This window comes from Microbacterium sp. (genome assembly GCF_031179285.1).
Taxonomy (GTDB): domain Bacteria; phylum Actinomycetota; class Actinomycetes; order Actinomycetales; family Microbacteriaceae; genus Microbacterium.
This window is the reverse complement of record NZ_JAPSHY010000033.1, coordinates 1-16,170: the sequence shown is the minus strand read 5'-3', so window position 1 is coordinate 16,170 and position 16,170 is coordinate 1. Positions and strand designations below refer to the sequence as shown.

Here is a 16,170-nt window from a genome sequence, read left to right as displayed (position 1 = left end):
ATGACGAAGGCTCGGCGGGACTGCCGCGCGACCGTCGAGCGGCGGTCACGGAAACGAGAAGGGGGACGCGATGTCGACCATCGTGTCTGACTCGTTGCATGGAGAGCGCCTCAAGAGCGCTGGCGCCTGGTTCAAGCACCTCATCACCTCCTCGCCATCACGCTTTGCGATCGTCGTGTTCGCGCTGCTGATCATGGTCTTCACCGTGCTGCTGTCGCTGCCGATTGCGTCGGCCAGGGGCACAGTCACACCGCTCAGCGATGCGTTGTTCACGGCGATGTCCACGATCTGCGTCACCGGCCTCGTCACCGTCGACATGGCGACGCACTGGTCTGCGTTCGGGAATGTCGTGATCTTCATCGGAATGAACATCGGCGGCATGGGCGTGCTCACGCTCGCTTCCCTGATGGGCATGGCGATCTCGAAGCGACTCGGTCTGCGCGCGAAGCTGATGGCCGCCGGCGACACCAACCCGCTGCGTGCGCACGGTGGCGTCGTCAACGAGAGCCAGACGGTGCGACTCGGTGAAGTGGGTCAGCTGCTGACCACCGTCGCGCTGTCGACTCTCGTGATCGAAGGCACAGTGGCAGTGCTGCTCTACCCGGGGCTCGTCATGGCCGGCTTCGACCCGCTCACGGCTCTCTGGGAGGCGCCGTACTACGCCGCGTCGTCCTTCACGAACACGGGATTCACGCCCAACGTGGGCGGTGTCACGGTCTTCGCGGACGACTACTTCGTGCTGACCGTGCTGATGATCAGCGTGTTCCTGGGCAGCATCGGATTCCCCGTCATCTATACGCTCGCCAAACATGTGTGGCATGTGAAGCGGTGGTCGCTGCACACCAGGCTCACGCTCGTCACGACAGTGCTGCTGTTCGTGCTCGGAGCCGCGGTCTTCCTGATTCTGGAGTACGAGAATCCGCGAACCTTCGGGTCGATGGATGCCGTCGACACCACCTTCCAGGCCTTCTTCCTCTCGGCGATGACACGCTCCGGCGGCTTCTCCGTCGTTGACATCGGCGGCCTGAACGGCTCATCGCTCGTCGCCGGATCGATGCTGATGTTCGTCGGCGGCGGATCGGCATCGACCGCCGGCGGCATCAAGGTCACCACCCTTGCCGTGCTCGCGATCGCGGTGTGGTCAGAGGCCAAGGGCCGCCAGTCGGTCGAGGTGTTCGGTCGCCGCATCCCGAGCGACGTGCAGCGCGTCGCGCTCAGCGTCGTCGCATGGGGTGCGACGATCGTCGCACTGTCGACGATCGTCATCGCGCAGATCACGAAGGCGCCCATCGCCGAGGTGCTGTTCGACGTGATATCCGCGTTCGGCACGGTGGGCTTGTCGACCGGGCTGACCGAAGGCCTCCCCGATTCAGCGACCTATGTGATGGCCGCCACCATCTTCATGGGGCGCATTGGTACAGTGACTCTCGCCGCGGCAGTCGCCGCGACATCGCGATCGCAGCTCTACTCGCTGCCCGTGGAAAGGCCGATCGTTGGTTGAAGTCCTCCGGGGCGATGCTCCCGTCCTCGTCATCGGACTCGGCCGGTTCGGCGCCGCGTGCGCCGGCGAACTCGACCGGCTCGGCCGCGAGGTGCTCGCGATCGACGGCAACCTCGAACTCGTTCAGAAGTGGTCCGACCGCGTCACGCACACCGTGCAGACCGACGCTCGTAACTTCGACGCCCTGCGCCAGATCGGCGCGGCGGACTTCCAGGTCGCCGTCGTGGCGGTCGGCTCGTCGATCGAGGCATCCGTGCTGATCACCGCGAACCTCGTCGACCTGAAGGTCCCCCAGATCTGGGCGAAGGCGGTGTCGCAGTCGCACGGCAAGATCCTCGCTCGCGTCGGCGCCAATCACGTCATCTACCCCGAGCGCGAAGCCGGCGAGCGTGTCGCGCACCTCGTGAGCGGCCGGATGCTGGACTTCATCCGCTTCGACGACGACTTCGTGCTCGCGAAGATGTATCCGCCGAAGTTCATCCGCGGGGTTCCCCTGAACGAATCCGGTGTGAGGACGAAGTACAAGGTCACCGTGGTGGGTGTGAAGAGCCCGGGCAAGCCGTTCCGCTATGCGGAGGCGACCACGGTCGTCACGAACCACGACCTCATCATCGTCTCCGGAACCAACAGCGACATCGAGCGCTTCGCCGCCCTCGACCGCTGAGCCGAGCGAGTCAGGCGTCGATGTCGAGCACGATCTCGACGACGTCATCCACCGTCACGCTCTCGCGGTCCTGCAGCACCTTCTTGATCGGCACGATGTACCCGCCGTCCTTCGGCCACAACGCCGTCGTCACGGTGGTGCCCCCGATCGTGACCGATGCGGGGATCATGCCCCAGCCGTAGGTGACCTGCGACGACACCTCGTGGATGAGCTCGCTCTCAAGGGGCGGTACCGTGACGAAATGGAACGGCGCAGGTCCGCGCCAGTGCCAGATCAGTCCCTCGAACCGCATTCGCACAGGTCAGGCGCCCGCCGCGAGTTCCCTGGAGCGCGCCAGGGCTGCGGCCGCCGCGTCTGAGAAGGTCCGATCGAGGTGCGCGTCCTGCAGGACGGCGATGGCGCGCTCGGTGGTTCCCTTGGGGCTCGTGACGCGGCGGCGGAGTTCGGCGGGATCCTCCCCGGAGGCGTCGAGCAGTGCGGTCGCGCCGATGAACGTCTGCTCGGCCATGAGGCGTGCATCCGCGTCGCTGAAGCCCAGACCGACCGCGGCCCTTGTGAACTCCTCGATGAGCAGGTACACGTACGCGGGACCGGAGCCCGAGATCGTCCCGAGCGCATCGATCTGCGATTCGGGAACCTCGACGACCGCGCCGACGGTCTCGAAGAGGCGCCGGACGAGAGCCAGGTCTTCGCCGGTCGCCGAAGCGCCTGCGGCGAGCCCGGTCACACCCTTGCCCACGGTCGATGGCGTGTTCGGCATGGAGCGGATGACCTTGGCGTCGTCACCGAGGACCTCGGCGAAGGTCTGCAGTGTCACGCCGGCCGCGAGGCTCACCACGATCGCGTCGCCGCCGAGGTGCGGCGCGATCTCGCGCAGGAGATCGGGAACCATCGCCGGCTTCACGCCCACCAACACGATGCGCGCACCGGCGACGGCGTCCGCATTGCCGTTCGGCTGCTCGGCCAGGGCGATGCTCGTGATTCCGCCGACGTCTGAGAAAGACGCGGCCTTCTCGGTGCTGCGGTTCGTGGCCGTGATGCCGCCGTCGATCCGGATGCCGGATGCGACCACGCCACGCAGGATCGCACCGCCCATGGAACCGGCACCGAGGAACGCGAGAGAGGGGAGGGAGTCAGCCATGCGGACATCCTACGGCGGCGCTCTGCGCATCGAGGAGGCGCGGAATTAGACTCATCGCATGAGTGCATCCGGAGGCAACAAGGCCATCGTCGCGGCGTTCCTGGCGAACATGGGGATCGCCATCGCGAAGTTCATCGCGTGGGCGCTCTCCGGCTCCGCGTCGATGCTCGCCGAAGCCGTGCACTCCGTCGCGGACTCCGGCAATCAGCTGCTCCTGCTGCTCGGCGGGCGCAAGGCGAAACGCGGGGCCGACCGGGCTCACCCCTTCGGCTACGGACGGGAACGCTATGTGTACGCATTCGTGGTGTCGATCATCCTGTTCTCGGTCGGCGGCCTGTTCGCCATCTACGAGGGAATCGACAAGCTGACCAATCCGCACGAGCTCGACCGCGCCTGGTGGTGGTTGCCCGTCGCAGTGCTCGTCATCGCGATCGGACTCGAGTCGTTCTCGCTGCGCACCGCGATCAGGGAGAGCAATCTCGTCCGCGAGAAGGGGCAGTCGTGGGTGTCGTTCGTGCGCCGCTCCAAGGCTCCGGAGCTTCCCGTCGTGCTGCTGGAGGACATCGGTGCGCTGACGGGACTCACGTTCGCCCTGCTCGGGGTCGGACTCACCCTCATCACCCACAACCCCGTCTTCGACGCCGTCGGAACGCTGATGATCGGTGCCCTCCTGGTGCTCATCGCCATCGTGCTCGGCATCGAGACGAAGAGCCTCCTCGTGGGCGAAGGAGCCAACCAGGCCGACATCGACCGGATCGTCGACGCGATCAACGACGGACCCGAGGTCGAGAAGCTCATCCACATGAAGACGCTCTACCTCGGCCCCGACGAGCTGCTGGTCGCGGCGAAGATCGCACTGTCCGCCGACAAGTCAGTGCGCGAGGCCGCTGACGACATCAACGAGATCGAGGCCCGCATCCGCGTAGCCGTGCCGGTGGCGCGATCGGTGTACCTCGAGCCCGACATCTACCGGCCGGCGATCGATCCGGAGCCCTCGACGGACGTCTTCGTACTGAAGTCGTCGGACTGATCAGCGGCGCCGCTCGAAGAACTCCCGGAGCAGACGCGTGGCGGCATCCGCTTCGACGCCCCCGACGACCTCGGCGTGGTACGGCAGCCGTCGATCGCGCAGCACGTCGTACATCGACCCCGCGGCGCCCGCCTTCTCGTCCCATGCGCCGAACACGACCCTGCCGATCCGTGCCTGCAGGATCGCCCCGGCGCACATGATGCAGGGCTCCAGGGTGACGACGAGGGTGTGCCCGTCGAGATTCCAGGAGCCGATGGATGCCGCGGCGCGGCGCAGCGCCTCGACTTCGGCATGACCGGTCGGATCATGGGTCTGCTCGCGGGTGTTTCGCCCCTCCGCGATGATCTGCCCCGCCCGGTCGAGGACGACCGCTCCGACCGGGATCTCCTCGGCCGACGCCGCCTCGGCTGCGAGGGCGAGCGCGCGGCGCATGGCCTCGGTGTCGGCGGCGGTCATGGGTCGAGCCTACGACAGCGAGTCTCGACTTCCGCCCGGTGGACGCCGGCCGATGTCGTGCCGGGGAGCCCTGCGCACTAGCCTGTATCCATGCGTGTTCACGTCGCCGATCACCCCCTCATCACCCACAAGCTCTCGGTGCTGCGTGACCGGCGCACCCCGTCTCCGGTGTTCCGTCAACTGACCGAAGAGCTGGTGACGCTGCTCGCGTACGAGGCGACCCGCAACGTGAAGGTGAGCCCGGTCGAGATCACCACGCCCGTGACCACGACGATGGGTGTGAAGATCTCGGAGCCGCGCCCGATCGTCGTGCCGATCCTCCGGGCCGGGCTCGGAATGCTGGAAGGCATGGTGAAGCTGCTTCCGACCGCTGAAGTCGGCTTCCTCGGCATGGTCCGTGACGAGACCACCTTCGAGCCGACGACCTACGCCGAGCGTCTTCCCGACGACCTGAGCGACAGGCAGTGCTTCGCGATCGACCCGATGCTCGCCACCGGCGGATCGCTGGGCGCCGCGATCGAGTTCCTGTTCAAGCGGGGAGCGCAGGACGTCACCGCGATCTGCCTGCTCGGCACCCCCGAGGGTGTTGCCGCGATCGAGAAGATGGTCGGCGACCGCGATGTCACCCTCGTCCTCGGTGCGCTCGACGAGCGCTTGAACGAGAAGGGCTACATCGTGCCCGGGCTCGGCGACGCCGGCGACCGTCTGTACGGCACCGTCTGACGTCGGTCGTCGTCGCCCCTCGGCGTCGCCGGAACTACCCGACCGTGAGGCGATAGGCGCGTTCGTCGCCGTGGTGGATGAATCCCGCACGCACCAGGATCGGCGCGGACGTGGCGATCCTGCCCTTCACGAGCACGGTGATCGCTCCGAGCTCCGCGCCGACTCGCAGCCGTTCCGCCAGTACGGCACGGTAGGCGCCGCGGCCGCGCGCGCTCTCGAGCGTCGCCGCGCCCCAGAGCCGCACGAATCCGTCGACTACCGTGCAGCCGCCGGTGCTCACCGCCGCACCGTCGAGACGGCCGATGACGCGCGCGCCGCGACCAGCCGCGAACTCGGCGGTCACCTCATCGAGCTCGACCCGCAGCCCTTCCTCGTCGAGCGGATCCTGTTGCCAGACCGGCACGTTGATCGCGTCGACCTCGCGCACCTGGTCGAGGGCCTGCACGATCTCGGCCGTGGCCGTCGGCGGCACAGCGATCGGCGGACCGGCGACGGGGCGGGCGAGCACCGAGACGGTGTCGACGTGTTCAGCACCGCGCCGTCGGAGTTCGTCCTCGAGATCGGGCCGGTCGGCGGCGTTCGTCCAGAACGTCAGGCTGGTTTCGTTCCATGACTGCGTCCGCGCGACGGCCCGATCGAGCACGGCCGCCGGATCGGCGGAGGAATCGACCTGCGATGCGCGGACGCCACCACCGAACCGTGCCGGGTACCGCACCAGCTGCAGGTCGGACTTCTCCTGTTCCGAATCGCGGGGAAACCACACCCATGCCGCCGAGGCACGGTGGATGTCGGCGACGGCGTGACGCGGTGTGCTCACTGCGCCGCTCCGACCAGCCGGGCGAAGGCGCTCAATCGCGCCACCCCCTCCGGGGTGCGCGGCAGGTCGTCGAGCAGCGCCGGCGAGTGGATGAGGTACGCCACGCACTGCGCCCGTGAGATCGCCACGTTCAGCCGGTTCTGCAGAAGCAGGAACTCGGGTCCTCGCGGTGCGTCCCGGCCACTGGACGCTGCCAGCGACGTGATCGAGACCACTGCTTCCTTGCCCTGGAAATTGTCCACCGTGCCGACCGGCACGCGCGGGAATCCGGCGGCGGCGAGCGCTTCGTGCACGAGCTGCTTCTGCGCGTTGTACGGCGTCACGACGATGATGTCGTTCTCGGCGATCGGACGAGCGGGGAGTCCTGCCATATCGTCGGTGAAGCGGCGGCCGACCAGGTCGCGCACGAGGCGGACCACCTCCGCCGCCTCCTCCGGCGATTGCGTCGCATTGCCCCTATGGCGCAGCGACACGACGTGCAAGCCTGCATCGACGCCGTCGATCGAGCGCCGCTCGGTGCCGGGGGCCGATGCCAGCTTTCCGGCGTATGCGAGCGTCGAGACCGGCGCGGCGACCAGTGGATGCATCCGCCACGACCTCGCCAGGAAGTACCCGTACTCGGGGCGGACCACGGCATCGCCGTCCATGACCCAGCCGAGGGCCGACGTGTCAACGGGTTCGGGATGGGCGCCCTGACTCACCTGCGGCAGCTGCTGCGGGTCTCCGAGGAGAAGGAGGCTGCGCGCACCGGCCGCCACCGCGATCGTGGAGGCCAGCGAGAACTGCCCCGCCTCATCGATGACGAGGAGGTCGAGTTCACCCCTTTCGACGCGGGCGGTGTTGCTGAAGTCCCACGCGGTGCCGCCGACGACGACGCCCCCGCCCTCATGCTCGGCGAGGAACGAGGCCATGCCCGTCTTCGGGATCACCGTGTACGACGGGTCGGAGTCGGGGCCCTTCGGGCACTTGGCGACCTGGGCGGGCGAGACGCCGTCAGCGACGACGCGCTCGAGCAGCGTCTCGATGATGGCGTGCGACTGCGCCACGACGCCGATCTTGAACCCGTGCTCGTTCACGAGCCGGGCGATCACCTGCGAACCGGTGTAGGTCTTGCCCGTTCCGGGAGGGCCCTGAACGGCCAGATAGCTGCGATCGAGGTCGAGCACTCCGCGCACGATCGCGTCGATGACGTCATCGCCGGCGGCGGGCAGTGCTGCCCCCGAGCGGGTTCGAGGCGGGATCCGGCGGAGGATGTCGGTCGAGGCATCCTCGGGGAAGCCGGGGGCGGCGAGGTGCATGGCATCGGCCCACTCGTCGATCGCCCCCTGCAGCGACACCACCCTGGGAGGGGCTGCCGGAGTGAGAGCAAGCGGGAACTCGTCCCACGTCTGCCCCTGAACGGCGGACTCCGTGATGACGTAGCCGTCGTCGAGCACCTCTGTGATGGTCACCGTGTGCGGCACGTGCACCGCCCGAGACGGCACTTCGGTGTCGAACGGCGCGGGCACCCCGTACAGCGCGAACGGCTGGGCTCCCTCGCCGAGGGTGGTGCCCGGCGACACCTCGCCACGGATCTCGATCTCTCTCGATGTGACCCGCCGGCCCTCGGCCACGCTCCAGTCGCGGCGCAGCACACAGGAGGCCGGGTCGACCCGTACGACGTCGCGCGTCCCCTCCCACATCGTGACGGGCTCCCGGAGACGCTGGAAATGCCCGACCCAGAAGCTCTTCGCCTCACGCGGGAAGTAGTCGATCGCGGCCGCGGCGATGCGGTGGACCTGGCCGTCGGCACCGGCCGCTGCAGCGCGCTCGGCGTCGGCGAGCAGCGCCACGGACCGCGGCGACGGCTCGTAGATCACCTCGTCCGCCTCGTCAGGCGGGGCAGGATGGACCCCTTCGCGCCGGGCGATCTCGATCAGCCAGTTGCGCAGCATGCGGGTGGAGACGCAGTCGTAGCGGTTGTAATCGGCGAGATCGGCGAGCACCGCATCCGCCTCGGCCCGCTCGCCCGCCGCTGCCAGTTCGCGAGCGGCCACGTACTGCACGATCGAGTCGTCGCCCTTCTGCACGTCGCTGGTGCGGACGTCTTCGCCCATGTAGAGCGGCTCGAGCTTCTTGATCGAGTACGACCTCGAACCCACGCGCACGGTGCGCAGGACCAGCGGGTAGAGGTCGACGAAGACGCCCTCGCGAAGCAGACGGTCGACTTCGGCCTCGCGCACGCCGTGGCGCGCCGCCATGGCGACCAGGTGCGCGGTCTCGTACGGGGCGTAGTGATAGATGTGCATGCCGGGATGGGCTGCCCGACGTGCGTTGACGAAGTCGAGGAATGTCTCGAGCGCCCGTCGCTCCTCGGCGAACGTGTGGGCCCACAGCGGCGTGTACCGGTCGTCGTTGTCGACCCAGCCGAACAGGTAGTCGATCCCCCACTGCGCCTCGCCGTCCGCTGCGGGTTCGGTGTAGAGCGGGTCTCCTTCGAAGTCGAAGAAGATGTCTCCGTGGCTGGGCACCGGCAGGGTGTGGATCGCGGCGGCATAGTGGACGTCGTAGGTGGGGACGCCCTCGGCATCGGCTCGGAGCTGCAGCGCCGCCTGGGCCCGCAGCGTCTCGAAGGTGTCGGCGTTCATGCCGGCGGGAGGGGCGGATGCCGTCGCCAGCGCATCGATCGTGTCGATGCCGGCGGCGCGTAGCCGGGCGCGCTGCACGGGACGCATCCGCGCGACCATGAGGAGGTCGCGATGCGCGATCACCTGCTCTTCGCACGTCGCGCATCGACCGCAGGCGACAACCTCGAGATCGCCTCGGTCATCGCCCCATTCCAGCGGCATGGCGTCGGCGGCATCCTCGATCCGCCGGTCGGCGATGAGGGCGCGCAACCGCGCACGGCGAACCTGGAACAGCGGCAGCAGGTCGTCGACGGCGTGCGTGCTCAGTGTGCCGTCACCGAGGATCAGGTCGACCTCGTCAGATCGCGGGATGCCGAGACGGTCGAGCTGATCGACGTATGCCGCGAGTTGCATGAGTGCCGTTACCCGGGCCTTGCGGGCGAGCTTGGAGTCCTGCACCCGCCACCGGCCGTCCGCATCGCGCCGGAGGAAGTCCGCGAAGCCGACGAACTCGGGTGTGGAGAACGCCGCCTGGAAGACGACGAGCGCATCCGATCGCAGCGCCTCTGCGGTCTCGGCGACGGCTGCGGCGAGCGCGACGGCATCGACCGAGGAGACCTTCTCGATCTGCCGGACCCTGCCGGGTCCCAGTTCGTCGATGTAGCGCTCGAGGACGTTCTGTTCGTGCACGTCTCCGAGCCGGGCCGCTCGCGCGAGCGTAGCGTCTTCCGGCTCTTCGACCGCGGCCACCCGTCCGAGCTTCGCATCGATCGCCCGGCACCACGCGAACTCGCACTCCGCAGCGGCTTTGAGATCGCTCGCGCTCCAGATGACGCGCTGCGCCTCCCTGTCAATCCGCACCTTGATTCCATTCCCTCGGATGCTTCGACACTAGCCGCGGCATCCGACACCCTCGTTTCCCGTCGAGATCGCTCGCCGTTCGAGAAGGCGGGTCCGGGAGAGGAGGGTCAGCGCCACCACGTGTCGGCGGGAGTCACCGGCAGGTGCCGCTTGTGCTGCGACGCCAGGTACTTCGCCTCGATGCGACCCGCGACCTCCGGGTCCACGGGGCGCCCCTCGAGGAAGTCATCGATCTGCTCGTAGCTGAGCCCGAGCTCGTCCTCATCGGAGCGCCCTGGCTGATCGTCGAGGAGGTCGGCCGTCGGCACCTTGAGGGCGAGCCGGTCAGGGGCCCCGAGCGACTGCAGCAGCGCTCGGCCCTGACGCTTGGTCAGCCCGGCGAGAGGCAGCAGATCGGCCGCGCCGTCGCCGAACTTCGTGTAGAAACCGGTGACCGCCTCTGCGGCGTGATCGGTACCGAGCACCAGCAGCCCTTCGTGACCGGCCAGAGCGTACTGGGTGACCATGCGCAGTCGCGCCTTGAGGTTCCCCCGATTGAAGTCGGAGATGTCGGCGGTGACGGCGAACTCGATGTCGGCTTCGACACCGTCGACCCCGTTCTGGATGTTCACCTCGACCGAGTCGTCGGCTGCGATGAATTCGAGTGCCGCCTGGGCGTCGTCGGCATCCTTCTGCACACGGTATGGCAGGCGCACGGCGAGGAAGCGGGCGTCGCCGCCCTCGGCGCGCACCCGCTCGACCGCGAGCTGGGCAAGGCGCCCGGCGAGGGTGGAGTCCTGGCCGCCGGAGATGCCGAGCACGAAGCCCCTGGCGCCGGTCGCGCGAAGGTATTCCGCCAGGAACCGCACGCGGTTCTCGACCTCGGCCGCCGGATCGATCTCGGCCTTCACGCCGAGCGTCTCAGAGATCTGCTGCTGCAGGGTCACGGGTTCCTCCACTCCGTTTCGAATCAGTATCGCCCCTCCAGGTTACGCACGCATGTCGCAGCGGCATCTCGCACTGTCCTGACAGGTGCGAACTGGCAGGATGGCGAGGTGAAACTTCTCGTCGCCGCGCTGACCTCGGAACTGGCCGCCTTCCCCGAGACCCTGCCGGGATTCGATCGACTTGTGACCGGGCCGGGCAAGCTCCAAGCCACGCACGCCCTCACGCGAGCGCTGGACGCCCGCACGTACGACGAGGTCGTGGTCGTCGGCACGGCCGGCGCCATCGACCCGTCGCTGGAGGCGAGGGTGCACGAGGTGGGAACGGCGTTCCAGCACGACGTCACCGACCTCGACGGCATCGCGGGTCAGCATGTGTCGATGCCGGCGAGGGTGACCACCGGACGTGAGGGCGTGCTCATCGCGACCGGCGATCACTTCGTGGACGACGCAGAGGTCACGGCCGTGATCCGGCCGTCGGGGGCTGCCCTCGTCGACATGGAGACTTACGCGTACATCTGGGTGGCCGAGCAGTTCCGGGTGCCGATCAGGGTCTTCCGCGCCGTCTCGGATCGCGCCGAAGACGGCGCGCTCACCGACTGGCGTGAAGCGGTCGCCCGCTGCAGCGCTCAACTGCGCGAGTTCATCCGCGGCGAGTACGGCGTCTGACACTCGCGCCGGGCGTTCAGCGCATCTCGATGATGCTCGGGCCGCTGGGAGTGGCCCGCACCAGCAACTGAGCCGGGATCTGCTCCTGCATGGCCTCGACGTGACTGATGACGCCGACGGTGCGTCCGCCCTGACGGAGCTCGTCGAGCGTGCGCATGGCGGTGTCGAGCGTGTCGCCGTCGAGGGATCCGAATCCCTCGTCGATGAACAGCGTGTCGAGACGGATGCCGCCGGCGCGGGCAGTGACGACCTCGGCGAGACCGAGCGCGAGCGCGAGCGAGCCGAGGAAGGTCTCACCCCCGGAGAGGGACTGTGCGGGGCGGGTCTGACCGGTGAAGGCGTCGAAGACGACGATGCCGAGCCCGGAGGCCGCACCTCTCGCGGCCAGAGCGTCGGAATGCCGCAGCTGATATCGCCCGGTCGACATGTCGCTGAGGCGCCGGTTCGCCGCGCTCACGATCTCTTCGAGCTCGGCAGCGAGCACGAAGGTCTCGAGCGTCATCTTCCGCGTGTTCGCACCGCGTCCTGCGATGGTGTCGGCGAGGTTCTGGAGCACATCGTGTTCGGCGGCCTGCTCCGCCGTGCGCGCATGCTCGGCGGCTGCCGAAGTGACGAGGTCCTGCAATCGCTCGACGGCGGTGGCGGCTCGACCTGCGCTTTCGACCGCGTCCTTCCAGGCAGTGCGCGCCGCCGTGGCCGCCTGTTCGACGGGGGCGATGTCGAGGGGCTCCTCGGGAAGCGCGCGCATCTCCAGGGGCAGCAGGACCGCCTTCTCCTTCTCCCGCTGCACGACGTGCGCGGTGATGCGCTCCTCCATCGTGGCGATCTCGGCCGCCGGCCGCAGCGCCTCGGTCACCGCGGCGACGTCGTCGAAGAGTGACTCTCGCAGCGCGGCGTCCAGTTCCGCCGCCGCGTTCTCGGCGGCGCCCGCCTGCCGTGAATGTTCGAGCAGTGCGGTGGCAAGGGCCGTGGCCGCCTCGATCTGTGCCCTCGCCGCCTCGAGTCGCGCTGCCACCGATGCCGAGTCGCCGCGCGCCTCAGCGATGAGCGCGTCGGCATCCGCCGCCGCCTGCTCCCTCACGGCAAGGGTCTCGCGCGCGTCGGCGAGGGCGCGGGCGGCCGCAGCGCGCTCCTGCTCCAGTTCTTCGGTGCGGCGCATGAGGTGGTCGAGCGTCGCCCCGAGCTCGTTGAGACGCTGTGCCTCGGCGAGAGATGCGGCCAGCGCAGCCGTCGCAGCCTGCAGCTCGCTCTCGGCCTGCGCGACAGAGCTCTCACCCGCCCTGGCGGAGGCTGCCGCGACATCGGCCCGCAGGGCGGAGACACGCTCGGCAGCGCCGCGCTCGGAGTCGGCGGCGAGGTCGCGCGCGGCTTCGGCCTCGTCCACATCGTCGGCCGATACGGGATCGGCGTGCTCGGCGGGCGATGGATGCTCCATCGCGCCGCACACGGGGCAGGGCGCTCCATCCGTCAGCGCCGATGCCAGTTCGCCCGCGAATCCGTCGAGCCGTCGCTGTCGGAGTCCGGCGAGCTGCGTCTGTGCCGTCGCGAGCGCAGCGCTGTCGGCGGCGAGCTCTCGCTCCGCCGCGGCCAGCGCCGTCGTCAGTCGCTCGACGTCGCTCGCGGCATCCCGCCTCGCCATCGCCTCATCGCGGCGCCGCGTCAGCTCGTCGGAGCGGTCCGCCCTGCGTCGGGCGTCGTCGCGCGACCGCGTCAGCTCGGCGATCTGCCCCGGCAGCGCCTCCCGCTCCCGATCGATCTCGTCAGTGACCCGTGTCGCCTGCGCCACCGCATCTCGTGCGGCGAGCAGCTGTGATTCCCGGGTGGCAGCGGTCCGCTCGAGGTCGGCCGCGAGCTGCCAGGCGCCGCTCTCGCGAGTGCGCTCTGCCGCCCAGGCCTGCAGTGCGTCGGCGGATTCGTCCGCCAGGTCGATCGCGGTGAGACGCCAGTCGGCGAGCGCTCTCTGCTTCTCACGCTCCGCCTTCTCGACCGCGGCGACGGCACGCTCGAACGCGACGATGAACGACCGCATCCCTTCCGCTGCGCGGGCGCGCGCGAGGACCCGCCGAGTGTCGTCGATCGTCGCCTCCTGCGCATCGAGCAACTCCAGCGCTGCCCTCGCCCGGTCGCGCTCCGTCTGAGCGGCGCGCTGCTCCCGGGCATCTGTCAGCGCGGCATCCGTCTCGGTGAGGCCGCGTTCCGCGTCGTCGCGCTCAGCCGCGCGGCGCTCGGCCCGGTACTCGGCGCGCGCGAGCGCACGACGCAGCTGGTCGATCCGCTCCCCCGGCCCCCGGCCGGCGGGATTCGGTTGCTCGAGGCGCCCCGCGCTCGGGTCGTCGGTGTCGGCGACACCCCAGAGATCCTCGTTCGTGACGAGCCGCTCACCCTCCTCGATGCGGGCGATGACGCTCGCCAGCCTCGACCCGAGCGCCTGCTCCGACCTTCGCCGGCGCTCATCGAAGCGCGCCTGCACATCTTCGAAACGCTCGGTTCCGAAAAGTCGGCGCAGCAGCGCCTGGCGGTCCTTGCTGTTGGCCAGCAGGAACTCGGAGAACCTGTTCTGTGCCAGCAGGATCACTTGCAGGAACTGCTCACGGCTGAGCTGGAGAATCGCGTCGAGTTCGATGCCGACATCGACCGCCCGGGCGGCTCGGCCCACCCAGCCGGCATCGGTCCACTCGTCGAGGGAGACGGTCTGCGTCTGCTTCGTCATGCCGCCGCCGCGCTTCGCCGGTCGCAGATACTCCGGCGACCGCGTGACGCGGAAGCGCCCCGCGGTCGTACTGAACTCCACCACCACCTCGGAGACGTCGTCCGGCTCGCAGTGGTCGCTGCGCAACCGTTTGTCGCCCGTCTCATAGCGCGGCACGCCGCCGTAGAGGCCGAAGCAGACGGCGTCGAGGATGCTCGTCTTCCCCGCGCCCGTGCGTCCGGCGATGAGGAAGATCCCGTCGTCGGTGAAAGCATCGAAGTCGACGACCTGACGAGTTCGGAAGGGGCCGAATCCCTCGACCTCGAGCCGATGCAGCCTCACTAGACCAGCGCCTCTGCCCGCACCCGGTCGTCGAGGACTTCGCGAATGAGCTCACGCTCGTGTTCGGTCGCTCCGTGACCCGCGCGCACGTGCTCGAGGAACGCCTCGATGCGGTCGGCGTCACTGACCGCATCGCGCAGCCTGCGTGCGTAGGAGCGCTCTTCGGCCGCCGCGGTCACTGTCGGCTGGTGCTGCACCATCGCGCAATACGGGAATTTCTCACGCAGGCGACGCATCGGCTCGCTCTGCGGCATCGCATCGGTGTACACGGCAGCCACCCAGTCGTTCGCGTGCGCGGCGACGCGCTCTGCCGAGAGGATCTCGTCGATGGTGCCGGTCAGCGTGACCAGACGGCGCGGAACCGGCAGGCAGAGCCACTCGACGCCGGCGAGGCCGGTCCCGTCGAGGTCGACGAGCCAGGATCCTCGTTCCTTGTGCTGCTCCCCGAAGCTGTAGTGCAGTGGCGCGCCGGCGTACCGCACACGATCGCTGAGCTGCTGCCGCCCGTGGATGTGACCGAGAGCCACGTAGTCGGGCCCGTCGAACACGCTCAGTGGCACCACGTCGAGTCCGCCCTGGCGTACCTCGCGTTCGAGGCCCGCCGTGGCATCGACGCCGTCGGCGAAGCAGTGCGCGATCGCGACCGTGCGGCCCTGCCGAGCGCGCATGCCTTCGCGGACCAGCTGCATCGCGTGCGCCATCGTCTGCGCCTGGGTGCGCAGCTGGCGACCGTCGGAGTCGCCGTCGGGCCAGTGCTGACGCACGATCGCGGGCTCGAGGTACGGGATGCCGAAGAAGTGCACAGGACCGTCGGCGTCGGCGACCGTCACCGGGGTGCCGATGGCGAGCGGGTCTGTCAGCACGTGGATGCCGTCGCGCAGCAGCCTCGCCTGGAAGCCCAGCCGCGCGGCCGAGTCGTGGTTGCCGCTGGTGACGATGACCCGTGCGCCCGTCTCGTGCAGCGACACCAGCGCGTCGCCGAGGAGCGTGTACGCCGCGGCGGAGGGTGTGGCGGAGTCGAAGACGTCGCCGGCGACGATGACGACGTCGACCGAATGCTCGCGCACCTGCCTCGTGAGCGCAGCGAGCACCTCGGCCAGCGCGTCCATGGTGGAGGTGCCATGGAACGTGCGGCCGATGTGCCAGTCGCTCGTGTGCAGGATTCGCATACTCACACGCTACGAAGGGTCACCGACATTGCCGCTCAGGCGTGCCGCGGGGAGCGTCATCCCGGCACCCCGCGGCAGCGCTCCGATCGTCCTGGGGCTTCGACACCGCCGTAACACGGCGTCACACTCGCGGGCGTTCAGCGACGGCGCAGGAGCGCTGCGTGCTCAGGGTGCTGTGCGAACCACTCGGCGACATACCAGCACACGGCGTCGACCTTGCGGTCTCCGCGGGCCTCGATGTCGGCGACGGCGCCCCGGACGACCGTGCCGGCATAGCCGTGCCCGCGGAAAGTCGGGACGGTGAAGGCTCTGGTGAGGGCGACGGTGTGCCCGTCGTCGCGGTAGTCGAGGACGCTGACGAGCACGCCGTCCCTGGTGAGGGTGTAGCGCGAGGCGTCCTTCTCATCGGTCAGGATGAAGCCGTCGACGGTCGTTGAAGTGCTCACCCGGATCAGGTTACGCCCGCCTGCGAGCGGGGGGCGCGTTTTGACACGCGGGGACATTCTCAGACATAATCCCCCCATGACCACCAACGCACGCCCTTTGTCCGCCCAGGAGGCGAACGGGACTGCCGGGATG

General features: G+C 69.0%; 14 protein-coding genes. 5 read left to right on the top strand and 9 right to left on the bottom strand.

Annotated features, from left to right (window positions below; translation table 11 throughout):
- Positions 1-70 precede the first annotated feature (70 nt).
- Positions 71-1,501, top strand: coding sequence for a potassium transporter TrkG (locus RIN18_RS15430; RefSeq protein ID WP_309104877.1), 1,431 nt, complete (start codon positions 71-73; stop codon positions 1,499-1,501).
- Positions 1,494-2,165 (top strand): TrkA family potassium uptake protein, encoded by a 672-nt coding sequence (locus RIN18_RS15425; protein WP_309104876.1) that lies wholly within the window; start codon positions 1,494-1,496, stop codon positions 2,163-2,165. The genes RIN18_RS15430 and RIN18_RS15425 overlap by 8 nt, the downstream gene beginning before the upstream one ends.
- Positions 2,166-2,175: 10 nt before the next feature.
- Here the strand turns inward: RIN18_RS15425 and RIN18_RS15420 are convergent, their stop codons facing one another.
- Both RIN18_RS15420 and proC read right to left on the bottom strand, forming a co-directional pair.
- Complete coding sequence (locus tag RIN18_RS15420; protein ID WP_309104875.1) at positions 2,176-2,457, bottom strand: DUF1905 domain-containing protein; 282 nt, start codon at positions 2,455-2,457, stop codon at positions 2,176-2,178.
- 9 nt (positions 2,458-2,466) lie between these two features.
- Positions 2,467-3,306 (bottom strand): pyrroline-5-carboxylate reductase, encoded by an 840-nt coding sequence (proC, locus tag RIN18_RS15415; protein ID WP_309104874.1) that lies wholly within the window; start codon positions 3,304-3,306, stop codon positions 2,467-2,469.
- Between the two features lie 58 nt (positions 3,307-3,364).
- Here proC and RIN18_RS15410 point away from each other — a divergent pair, with 58 nt between their 5' ends.
- On the top strand, positions 3,365-4,336 hold the full coding sequence (locus RIN18_RS15410; protein WP_309104873.1) for a cation diffusion facilitator family transporter: 972 nt from the start codon (positions 3,365-3,367) through the stop codon (positions 4,334-4,336).
- On the opposite strand, the gene tadA is transcribed toward RIN18_RS15410, so the two are convergent.
- Complete coding sequence (tadA, locus tag RIN18_RS15405) at positions 4,337-4,792, bottom strand: tRNA adenosine(34) deaminase TadA (RefSeq protein WP_309104872.1); 456 nt, start codon at positions 4,790-4,792, stop codon at positions 4,337-4,339. It abuts the gene before it with no gap.
- 90 nt (positions 4,793-4,882) lie between these two features.
- Between tadA and upp the strand changes: the two genes are divergently transcribed.
- Positions 4,883-5,515 (top strand): uracil phosphoribosyltransferase, encoded by a 633-nt coding sequence (gene upp / locus RIN18_RS15400; protein WP_309104871.1) that lies wholly within the window; start codon positions 4,883-4,885, stop codon positions 5,513-5,515.
- A gap of 34 nt (positions 5,516-5,549) precedes the next feature.
- Here the strand turns inward: upp and RIN18_RS15395 are convergent, their stop codons facing one another.
- From RIN18_RS15395 to nadE, 3 genes are all read right to left on the bottom strand, one after another.
- Positions 5,550-6,332 carry a hypothetical protein gene (locus RIN18_RS15395; RefSeq protein ID WP_309104870.1) on the bottom strand — a complete coding sequence of 261 codons (783 nt, stop codon included), beginning with the start codon at positions 6,330-6,332 and terminating at the stop codon, positions 5,550-5,552.
- The gene (locus tag RIN18_RS15390) at positions 6,329-9,799 is read right to left on the bottom strand and encodes a TM0106 family RecB-like putative nuclease (protein WP_309104869.1); all 3,471 of its coding nucleotides are present in this window, start codon (positions 9,797-9,799) and stop codon (positions 6,329-6,331) included. The genes RIN18_RS15395 and RIN18_RS15390 overlap by 4 nt, the downstream gene beginning before the upstream one ends.
- 107 nt (positions 9,800-9,906) lie before the next feature.
- The gene (nadE, locus tag RIN18_RS15385) at positions 9,907-10,725 is read right to left on the bottom strand and encodes an ammonia-dependent NAD(+) synthetase (RefSeq protein WP_309104868.1); all 819 of its coding nucleotides are present in this window, start codon (positions 10,723-10,725) and stop codon (positions 9,907-9,909) included.
- A gap of 108 nt (positions 10,726-10,833) precedes the next feature.
- Between nadE and RIN18_RS15380 the strand changes: the two genes are divergently transcribed.
- A complete protein-coding gene (locus tag RIN18_RS15380) occupies positions 10,834-11,391 on the top strand; it encodes a nucleoside phosphorylase (RefSeq protein ID WP_309104867.1) in 558 nt (185 codons plus the stop codon).
- Positions 11,392-11,407: 16 nt separating this feature from the next.
- Here the strand turns inward: RIN18_RS15380 and RIN18_RS15375 are convergent, their stop codons facing one another.
- The 3 genes from RIN18_RS15375 to RIN18_RS15365 form a co-directional block, all read right to left on the bottom strand.
- On the bottom strand, positions 11,408-14,422 hold the full coding sequence (locus tag RIN18_RS15375; protein WP_309104866.1) for an SMC family ATPase: 3,015 nt from the start codon (positions 14,420-14,422) through the stop codon (positions 11,408-11,410).
- Positions 14,422-15,591 carry an exonuclease SbcCD subunit D gene (locus tag RIN18_RS15370; RefSeq protein WP_309104865.1) on the bottom strand — a complete coding sequence of 390 codons (1,170 nt, stop codon included), beginning with the start codon at positions 15,589-15,591 and terminating at the stop codon, positions 14,422-14,424. Before RIN18_RS15370 ends, RIN18_RS15375 begins: the two co-directional genes overlap by 1 nt.
- A 137-nt stretch (positions 15,592-15,728) precedes the next feature.
- Positions 15,729-16,037 (bottom strand): GNAT family N-acetyltransferase, encoded by a 309-nt coding sequence (locus tag RIN18_RS15365; RefSeq protein WP_309104864.1) that lies wholly within the window; start codon positions 16,035-16,037, stop codon positions 15,729-15,731.
- Positions 16,038-16,170 lie beyond the last annotated feature (133 nt).